This is a genomic window from bacterium, from assembly GCA_023145965.1.
Taxonomy (GTDB): domain Bacteria; phylum UBP14; class UBA6098; order UBA6098; family UBA6098; genus UBA6098.
This window is the reverse complement of sequence record JAGLDC010000060.1, coordinates 50,628-60,923: the sequence shown is the minus strand read 5'-3', so window position 1 is coordinate 60,923 and position 10,296 is coordinate 50,628. Positions and strand designations below refer to the sequence as shown.

Below are 10,296 nucleotides of genomic sequence, written 5' to 3'. Positions count from 1 at the left end.
TTGGAGGGGACGCTGGCGCGGGCGGAAAGGAAGGGAATAGAAGGGATTTTTGCCCACAAAAAAAATTCGAATACCAAAAACAAATCAATGAATTAGCAAAAATCGTGACAGCGTGGGAGGGTGGGGATATTCATGTGAAGTTAATTATTAAAACACATTGCGAATTAGCTTAAAATCGCTTATAAATTAAGTATGACACGCGAACAAACCCTAAAGGAACTTGAAGAGCTTACCGAGAAAATCGGTATAGAGATTCGTTATGAAAAAATGGGAACTATCTCTGGCGGATTATGCCGTATCCGAGATGGAAAGGTTATTCTCATTAATAAACACCTATCGATAGCATCGAAAATAGAGCTTTTGGCAAAAGAGCTATTCTTTGAAGCCGAAAAAATAGAAAAGGTGTTTGTTTTACCCGAAATAAGGGAGCTCATCGGGCTATCGTGAAAGAGCGCATTTCACACCCCACCCCATTGCTTTTTGCTTTTTTCGCGCTGGCTTGTGGCATGGCCCTTGCCGCTATTCTACCGCAATGTTTTATATGGCATCATCTTATCGCTTTTTTTACCTTCGTTTTTTTAACGGCACTACTAATAATATTCATAAAAGAGGTTAATAAGCCTTTGTTGATAGGCTTTTCCCTTATATCAATATTTGCATTTGGAGCCTTTAGATATACAAACTCAAGGCAGGTTAGGCCTGAAGATGTAAGCAATCTTGTTGGAATGGAGGTTCAACTTTTCGGCCGAGTGGCCGATGAAATCAATAGAGAAGGCGATAGACAAAAATTCGATTTAAAGGCAGATTCAGTTGACTTAAATGGAAAAATATATCCAGCATATGGAAAAACAAGAATTTACCTCTATCGCGCAAAGCAGGTTTGTTTTAATGACTGTATTGCATTACAGTGTGTGTTAGAGGAACCAAAATCAGCTAGCAATCCCGAAGCCTTCGATTTTAAAAAATCGCTATCTCTCAAAGGTATAAGGACTATAACATTTGTTCGTGGTGATAGCAAGATTAAATTTGTCGAAAAGGGTAAAGAAAGCCTTTATGGAAGGGTTGTCGATGCAATATGTCGCCATGTCGAAACAACTATCGAACTTGGGCTCGATGGAGATGAAGCAGCGCTATTGCGCGGCCTTTTGCTAGGAAAAGGCAAAGAGCTTCCACAATCGGTACGCTCTGCTTTTGCCGATTCTGGAACGGTTCATATACTTGCTGTTAGTGGTTTGCATGTAGGGATCATTGCCTGGATACTTTGGTTTCTTTTGGGCACAACATTCCGGATGCCGAGGCATTTAGCTGCGGGAATCTGCATTATTGGATTGATGATATATGCTGGTGTAGTAGGGGGGAGACCGTCTGTTTTACGTGCTTCATTAATGTTCTCGATAATCCTTCTTGGAACTGTATTTCGAAGGCCATCAAATCTGCTTAATTCTATAGGTGCTGCTGGGACGATATTGCTGATTATCAGACCAATATGGCTTTTCGATATTGGCTTCCAACTGAGCTTTGGCGCGACTCTTGCCATTGCTTATCTAATGCCCTTCTTCGATGAGTGGATACCCTCTCAAGGTATTAGGTCAGGTTTTATTCGGAAGTATATTATCGGTGCTCTGACAGTTTCGATAGCAGCGAGTATCGGCACAGCGCCGTTTATTGCCTTCTATTTTCACCGCCTTCAAACGATATCGCCTTTAGCAAATCTATTTGTAGTCCCTTTTGTGGGCATAGTGGTCGGATATGGAATATTAGCTTCGCTTTTTTCATTATTTTGGAAAACTGGGGCAATAATGTTTTTAGCAGCGGATAAGCTTGTGCTGAAATACCTTATCTATACCGCTTCGTTTTTTGCAGGAACAAAGGTATCTTATCTTCCTTTCCCAAAGCCACCGATATTTTCAGTGTTTATATTTTTTGCAGTTATAGTTGTTGTTCCACTGCTTTTAAGAAAGCGTATTAAGGGTTTGCTAGCCGTATTCGTTTTTCTTTTCGCTGCTTCATGCGCAACTTTCGGGATGTTTACTCTTTCGCAAACAAAGACAAAGAGCGATTTACATGTAATATTTTTCGATATAGGGCAGGGGGATTGCGCCCTAATCGAATTCAAAGACGGAAGGATGCTATTGGTAGATGGCGGATTACCGGGTAATGCCTCATTTTCTGTAAGGCCATTTCTCGAATCAAAGGGGATTTCTAGGATAGATGCGGCGCTTCTTACGCACCCTGATTCTGACCATTTAGGTGGATTGTATGATCTTCTCGAAAGCTTCAGTTATAATTCGGTTTTCGTGCCACATAGGTCGCTAACAAACAACCTATATAAAAAATTTTTACAAAACTTAGATTCGACTGGCACAGAGGTTTTAATCGTGAATGCTGGTGATACCTTGCCCGGTTTCCCAGAGATTAACATAATTTGGCCGGATTCAACAGTTGTTTCCTCTTCTGGCTCGCTTTTAGTCAATGTCAATGAGGCTTCGATAGTTTTTGAATTATCCCTTGGGGAGGTGCAATTTTTATTCACCGGTGATATTGGTTTCCCGACCGAAAGCGCCCTTAGAGGAGCATTAACGGACATTGACATTCTAAAAGTTCCACATCATGGAAGCAAGTATAGCACCTGTGATGATTTTATTGCCTCATTAACACCTGTTGTTTCGATTATCTCTGTTGGAGCTAATCGTTTCGGACATCCATCACCTGCTACTATTTCCCGTTTGGGACAATGTGGCACAGATATACTTCGCACGGATATCTCTGGTGCAGTGACCATTGATGTGATCAATGATTCGATATTCTGTAGCACATTCGATGGGAAAGTTATAGGTTATTCCGGTGTAGATCAGCCTATACCACCGTTATAAATCTAAACTAATAATCTCTATTTTGGCGCTGTCACGGTTTTTGCTATTCAGGGATATTATATTTGTATTCTCATATTTTGTGCAAAAACCCCAAACCCCCCGCTCTGTCACGAAATTTGCAGTTCGGGCAAATTTTGCGCCATCGCCACCTTGCACGCGCCAGCGCCTTTTGGCAGGCCGTTATTGTTGAGTATAGTGCAGACTTAAAACGGTTATTATTTTTTCAGGTCGAGCCCATTGCCTTCAGTTACATTCTGATGATAGCAAGTTTATGGGTTTTTGGTTATTGCCAACTGGAAATAGTCTTTATTAATACATATAATACACAGATATTTTTTAAAAGTTGGAGATAAAGTGTTCATAATCTTACTTTCGTTTATTGTGTTAATTTTAGTTTCACCCATTTCTGCTGGTGTGTATGAATTTTCGATAGAGAATTCGCGTTCGGAGTTCTTAGTTGAAACGGGCGATTTTGTGCGGGTATATTCTGATGAATGTATAATTTATGGGGAGTCTGGTTCGCCTCAGGTTTTAGCTGAGGCGGTTATTGTGCTTTTGCCTCAGGGCATGGGACTTATTCGGGCGAGCATTGAATCGGAAAGGTGGGAGTATTTAGCAGAGGGCATGCCTTTTCCGGCTCAACCACCGGCAATTTTATCCTGTCCAACTCGAGGGATTATTCCTTGTGATGAATCTTATTATATCGAGGATCGCTGGTTCCCTGAGAATCCTATGATAGATGCATTTCGTGGCAATCTTTCTGGTTTTTCTTTGGCCTCGATAAGTTATTCTCCAATAAGATGGAATCCTTCAGCGGGGATATGCGAGTATTTAGCAAGTGCGAGGGTGAGGTTGGAATACGAGTCCTCTGTTTATATTGCTCCATCACGCAGAACGCCTTTTGGGGATAGGTTGTGGAAAAAAGCAGTTGCCGGCCTTGTTTTGAATCCTGAGGAGATAAATAGTTACACTTATCATGTTGATTCTTCGGCTTACGACTGGGCAGTTATAACCCCCTATTCACTCGCTGGATATACTTCTGAGCTTTTGGATTTGAGGCGAAGCTGTGGGCTTCGCGATACAACGCTTATCATTTCCGATATTTATTCTAGCTTCGCGGGAGTCGATAATGCAGAGAAGATAAGGAATTCGATAATCGAATTATATGAGGAACTGGGTATTGTTTATGTCCTCTTAATTGGTGATACCAATCTTGTGCCAGCTAGAACAGTTTATGCTATGGATTCTGAGGCTGATTTCTATGATGACGAGAACGAAATTCGTGCAGATCTTTATTACAGCGATCTCGATGGCAACTGGAATTTCGATGGCGATATTATCTATGGCGAGCTCGAGGACTCGATTGATATGTTTCCGGATGTTCATGTTGGGAGGTTCTCGCTCAGTTCTTCTGAGGAGTTACTGGGTTTAATTGATAAGCTAATTACTTACGAATCGATTCCTTCAGAGGATTTTGCGAAAAGCGGACTTATGATCGGGCAAGTTATGTGGGATGATCCCTACACCGATGGCGGTGAGTTTAATGATGATCTTATAGCGAATGTTTTCCCGGACTATTTTGATTTTGGAAAGGTATATAGCACAATGGGTGGCAACGCTGAAAGCGCTTTCGATAGTTTGAACACAGGTCCAAACCTTGTAAACCATGTTGGCCATGCCAACTCTGCGGTTTTATGTGTAGATCATGGAAGCTGTATTTATCTCACCGAGATGGACTTACTGGTTAATTATGCTAGACCTTCGATATTGTTTTCCATAGGTTGCTGGCCGGCTGCTTTTGATAAAGATTGTTTTGCCGAGCATTTTGTGAATAATCCGAGTGGAGGTGGTGTTGCCTTTATCGGCAACAGTCGTTATGGTTGGGGTTCCCCTGGAAATGTTGGGCGCGGATACTCTGAGGTTTTAGACAAAGCCTTTTGGGAGGAGATTTTTGATGGTAATTTCACACTCGGTTCAGGGCTGGATATAGCCAAAGCGCGATATGTGCCTTTTGCTCGATGGGAAAATATATGGCGCTGGGTTATTTATCAGGTCAATATTATTGGCGATCCGGCTACAGGAGCTATTACCGGATATTCGCCCATAGAAATTAGCTATGATTTGGAGGGCGCCGATGTTGGTGTAGGCGTAGAAACTCCTTATGGTATGCCTGTGATGGGTGCAGTAGTTTCCGCTTACGATAATTATGGTCTTCTCGATGACTCGATTTCGGATCCGTCGGGTTTTGCGCGTTTATCTATCGCCGGTGGTTCTCCTCCTATTTTTCTAGTTGCTCGGTATGGAAGCGAGGGTATGGCAATTGATACTATTACTACTCCGACAGGTGAGGGTTATTTCCGCTGGGATTATTCGGATTCCTATGGTTTACACGATTTTCGTGCCGATGCTGGCGATACTGTCGAGGTTGTTTTTGGACTGGGCGAGTTTGATTCGTTTATAAGCGGGCTTTTTTGGTCTCCTTCTGCAAATTTCGTTGGGCCGCTTTCGACTGTGGAACCACCGGAGACTCTCGCCGTTGGCGATAGCGTATTTTTCTCGGCTACATTTTCTATTCCAACCGATATTATTGGCGATACTTCCTTGATAATAAATCCTGGAATCTCTTCCTCTATGGGTGAGTTAGGATTTCCCATTTCGATTGAGATCAATACTGCACGAATGAAATTTGGAGGAGTGGCTCTCAGTGGTGTCGATTCGATTCTCGATCCCGGCGAGAGCGCGAACCTTCTTATTGATTGGGTAAATAGTGGCACAGGTTGGGCTTCGACGGCAACAGTTTCAGTAAATTGCCCGGGGGGTGAACTCGACATAGTTGGTTCGCCGGTAACTACATCATACCATTATCTTCCGGGTGATACAGCCCATATTAATGTTTTTGATGTCTCGTGGGCTTCTGGTGTCAGTCCTAAACCCATTGTTCCGCTTGTCACACAATGGACGCCTAATCCTCCGGAAACACTTTATCTGGCAACGATGCCACTTGGGTTTACTACGGATGTCGAAGCTTCGGAGTTTCCGTTTGTGTTGAACCCGACAACCTACTGGCATCGTAGCACAAGGCGTGCACACAGCGGCTCTTTAGCTTGGTATTGCGGCCATCTCTCTATAGGTGCCTATGTTTCCAATTTAGATGATCTTCTTAGAACAACTAAATTTGTTATCGGAGATAAAGCAGAGTTAAGATTTTGGGCGCATGCACAGTTTCCTAATTATGGTTCCGATGGTCTTCATATCGAGATTGCCGGTTCCGCAGATACAGTGGAGCTTGACTATATTGGTAGCGGTGGTGCTTTACTGAGTTTCATTATTGGTTGGTCGGAGTATAGATATAGCCTTGAAAACCTGCCCTTTGCGCCGGGTGATAGTATTGAGGTTTATTTTCGTTTTACCAGCGATGCCGATGACGAAAACGAAGGTATTTTTCTCGATGATATAACGCTTTACTGTCCCGGAACGGATTTTACTACTTCGATAGAGGCGTGTCTCGATCTACCCAAGGATATTACCCTTCAAGTTTTTCCAAATCCCTTCAACTCGGCTTTGCACATCGAGCTTAAAGGCGATATATCGAGTGAGTCTCATATCGAGATATATGATATATCAGGAAGGCTCGTCGCGAAAAAACTTGCTGAGACTTCTATTATATGGGATGGCATCTCAGATGACGGATTTTCTTGCGCCTCAGGGATTTATTTAGTTCGTTATATAAATCCAAGTATGGTGAGCACTTCGCGTGCAGTGCTTTTGAAATAGAGCGAGGTTATCTACATGTGTCCGCATGATCGATAGCGCTGGCTTTTCAGGCTATTCACCCGAGAATTAACAACTAATGCGATTTCCCCCGGGTCGGCATCTTTTTTTGTTAGGTTTGCTGGGTATAACACTAGTGAGTGAATCAAGAAATGTTGGACACAAATGTCCTTTACCGTTGATGGCCGCTGTCACGATTTTTGCTTTTTCGTAAGTTTTGTATTAGGAGTTTTATTTACCAGCGCAAAAATCCCTTCGAACACCTGCGTTGTCACGGAATTTGCGTTTTGGGCAAATTCCGTGCCATCGCCCCTTCTCCCGCGCCAGCGTCCTTAATCATCCCCCGATTTTTTATATTTTATATTGATTTCAAGATAATTAGGTTAATTGGTTGCCACTTTTTTTGCTCTTGCAATAGTTATCTTGATGCACTAATATAATTCTAATCAATTTGGTATTGGGATTTTCAAATGGGATAACCTATGTTGGGTTTCACGAGGTTAAATAGGATTTATTTAGCGACAATATTTTTATTTTTTATTGTTACCGTTTTTGGAGTGGAGAGAAACATAACTTTTGCTTTTACCACAAATTTCAGAAGTCAGCTTACGCCTATTGATTCTGATTCTGGTTCTTTAGGTGGTTCGGTCCGTGCATCGAGGCTAATTCGTGATCTCCGTCTTCGTTCTGATCGATTCATTCTTCTCGATGGGGGGAATCATTTTGGAGGTTTCCAGTATAGTTTTGGGGGTGGTATCCCTGAGGTCGAGCTTATGAATCTAGATCGTTACGATGCCATGCTCCTAGGTGCGGAGGAACTTGCAATGGGGGAGGATTATCTTGATAAGTGGGCTCATTTAGCGAGATTTCCGATAGTATTATCGAACCTTATTGCACCCCCTCAGTGCAAGATTTGCAGGCACGTAGTTTCGTACACTACGACAGAACGAGGTGGTCTTATTGTAGGGATTTTTGGTATATTATCTCCTGAGACTCCGGCTCGCCCCTATGGTGTTGTGGAGCTTGAAGAGGATATTATCGCTGTTGTGAGGCAAACAGTCGATATACTCGACGAAAAATGCGATGTTATTGTTTTGTTGTCGCAACTAGGCCCAGAGGATAATATTTCTATCGCCAGTTCGATTTGCGAGATTGATCTTATTATTTCCGGTGAATGGCATAGTTACGAAGATGAGCCTATTGTTATTCGTAACGAGCGCGGATGTTGCACAATAATTGGTTGCGCTTGTGAGAGAGGAGCTATGCTTGGTATTCTGGGTTCGACCTGGAGCGAATCCGACGAGCTTATAGATTACAGATGGAGTTCGCAATATCTCGATGAAAAAATATCACCCGACCAAAATGCCTTTGACATTGTAGAATCATTTACCAAATCTCTACCTCAACCAGAAACGCTATTTGTGATCACCTCAGAACTCGATGCCCGGGATGCTATTCTTGCTACTGGCGAATCTAATTTTGGGAATCTACTTACCGATGCCCTATTACACAATCACCCTGAGGCTGATGTTGCGCTTGTGCCTGCCGGCTCGATATTTGGAGATCAGATTATCCCAATTGGTCCAGTTACAGATATCGATATTCTGGATTTATTGCCTTATAATGAACAAACTGCCATCCTCACTATCGATGGTTTGACTTTATCGCTTATTCTAAATAAATCGGTGAATTTTATCGGCTTGATTCACGGAGGATTTCTTCAGGTCGGAGGTGTTTCGATTCAGATAGATACTTCACATTACTCAGATGGTGAGCCATTTTCGATTTCTGAAATATTTATTATGGGGAAGAAGCTTAATCCGAAAGCCGAATATATTATAGCCACAACAGATTTTGTGGCCGATGGCGGTTTCGGTTATAGTGAACTCGAAGATATAACTTACAAAACAGGTCAACCTATTGCAGAACTCTTGATAGATTATCTCAAAGATAATGTTGTCATACCAAGATTCGAGGACCGCATACGTATAGCTCCATGAGCAAGTTTAATAAAATTTATTTGGCGTTGTTTTCCCTTTTTTTCCTAGCATGTGGTCAGGTTGTCGAATATGGAGACCCTAGCGAAAGTCCGACTAAGGCTAAAATAGCCGATATTAACGAGGACTTTCCCGCGTTCATGGATGATACAGTCAGGCTAAAAGGAGTTTTTTTAGAAAAGGGAAAAACCTTGCATCTTATGTCGAAACCTGATATAACGATCCCAATATTCCCGATAGGTTTCGAGATTTCCGATAGTTTGTTTCGAACCGATATAGATATCGAGGGAATAGTTTTTTATCACGAGGAGTTTTGCGGGCCGGCTATTGCGATGTATTATCTAAAGGGACGCTTTCCGAGGAAACTTCGTGAAAATCCATAAGCTCGACAGTGGATATTATTCCGCTTCCATCCTCACCCCATCCGAATTCTACCGAGCGAGTCATCTTAACCGGAATATCCTTATCGCGCCCTACCTGTTTAAAAAGCCAAATATCATCAGAATTGGCTTTACCTCGATTTTTTCGCTCCATCTTAATTACTTTGAATAAACCATCGCCGGAAAACAAAATTTCATAACAAGTATTATCCTTATAAAATCTAGCCTTCCAGCACATTATTCCATCGAATCGTGTGCGCGATTTGTTGACCGCAACCGAATCGATATCCGATGCTGCCAGTTTTATTGGAGTTAAAAAATCCTCCGCATCGAGTGAATAAGGAATACCCGAGAATGAAAATGCCTGGCTCGATCCTGATAAATCCCAGGTAAATCCCGAATCGACTGTATCGACAGTAGTTTCATCATTGAATATTACTTTGCAATGGACATTAGCAGTCCAAGTCGAGGTTTTGGAGAGTCTTTCTTTTAAGAATCCTTCTATTATTTTTTTATCTGAGGTCTTTGAGAGTCTTTCTTTGAAGAATCCTTCCATTATTTTTTTATCTGGTGGGTCCAAAGAAATTGCGGCGCTTGCGAAAGCAAGCACCGCAATTATTTTCAAGAGTGTAACGCGCAATTCTTATCCAGCGAGGTTTATTCCAAGGAAATCTTGGAGGATGAAAAGCACGCGTCCGATAAACAGCGAAAGACGCGCCATCACTGTGTAACCGAATGTCGCACCGAATCCGACCATTAAAAACCAGATGCCAATTTTAGCAACGCCCCCGAAAAGGCCCTTATGCTCCTTCGAAAAGAAGAAGTAAATAAGAACTGTCAAAACACCGATAAATATAACGATGTTATTGATTCCGGTTGTCGATGTGAAACTTAAAGGTAGCATGGTTGCCTCTAACTGCCTAAGCACAGAGGCTTGCATACTTCTTGGTATGCCCATGCCTGCGCCTGCGCCGACTGTGAAACATATAGCATATCGCGATAGCCAGCTCCACTTTGGCACAATCCTAAGAACCATCATAAGACCGAGAATTGCCGGGATGATAAGAACGAATTCACCGTTCTCGAATACGGGTATTATAAACCTCGGATAGACTGTGTTTGTCCACCAGATGACGATGCCGTAACCGATGGAAACTCCAACCGTCACATGCTCCGCCAGTTTGTAAAAGGGATTATCCTTGTACAGAAAGCTCAACACGCTGAGGGTGAAGAACACGCCGAGCCATACCCATGGATTTGTGGAAATATGCATGT

6 protein-coding genes are annotated in these 10,296 nt (G+C 42.4%); 4 read left to right on the top strand and 2 right to left on the bottom strand.

Features of this window, described 5'->3' with window-relative positions:
* The first annotated feature begins 192 nt into the window (after positions 1 to 192).
* From KAH81_06135 to KAH81_06120, 4 genes are all read left to right on the top strand, one after another.
* Positions 193 to 447 carry a hypothetical protein gene (locus KAH81_06135; protein MCK5833234.1) on the top strand — a complete coding sequence of 85 codons (255 nt, stop codon included), beginning with the start codon at positions 193 to 195 and terminating at the stop codon, positions 445 to 447.
* Positions 444 to 2,873 (top strand): DNA internalization-related competence protein ComEC/Rec2, encoded by a 2,430-nt coding sequence (locus KAH81_06130; protein MCK5833233.1) that lies wholly within the window; start codon positions 444 to 446, stop codon positions 2,871 to 2,873. Before KAH81_06135 ends, KAH81_06130 begins: the two co-directional genes overlap by 4 nt.
* A gap of 354 nt (positions 2,874 to 3,227) precedes the next feature.
* A complete protein-coding gene (locus KAH81_06125) occupies positions 3,228 to 6,647 on the top strand; it encodes a T9SS type A sorting domain-containing protein (protein ID MCK5833232.1) in 3,420 nt (1,139 codons plus the stop codon).
* Positions 6,648 to 7,126: 479 nt separating this feature from the next.
* On the top strand, positions 7,127 to 8,644 hold the full coding sequence (locus KAH81_06120) for a bifunctional metallophosphatase/5'-nucleotidase (protein ID MCK5833231.1): 1,518 nt from the start codon (positions 7,127 to 7,129) through the stop codon (positions 8,642 to 8,644).
* 321 nt (positions 8,645 to 8,965) lie between these two features.
* On the opposite strand, the gene KAH81_06115 is transcribed toward KAH81_06120, so the two are convergent.
* Positions 8,966 to 9,661: a hypothetical protein gene (locus KAH81_06115; GenBank protein MCK5833230.1), complete on the bottom strand. Its 696-nt coding sequence runs from the start codon at positions 9,659 to 9,661 to the stop codon at positions 8,966 to 8,968.
* Between the two features lie 3 nt (positions 9,662 to 9,664).
* Positions 9,665 to 10,294 (bottom strand): hypothetical protein, encoded by a 630-nt coding sequence (locus KAH81_06110; GenBank protein ID MCK5833229.1) that lies wholly within the window; start codon positions 10,292 to 10,294, stop codon positions 9,665 to 9,667.
* Positions 10,295 to 10,296: the final 2 nt, after the last annotated feature.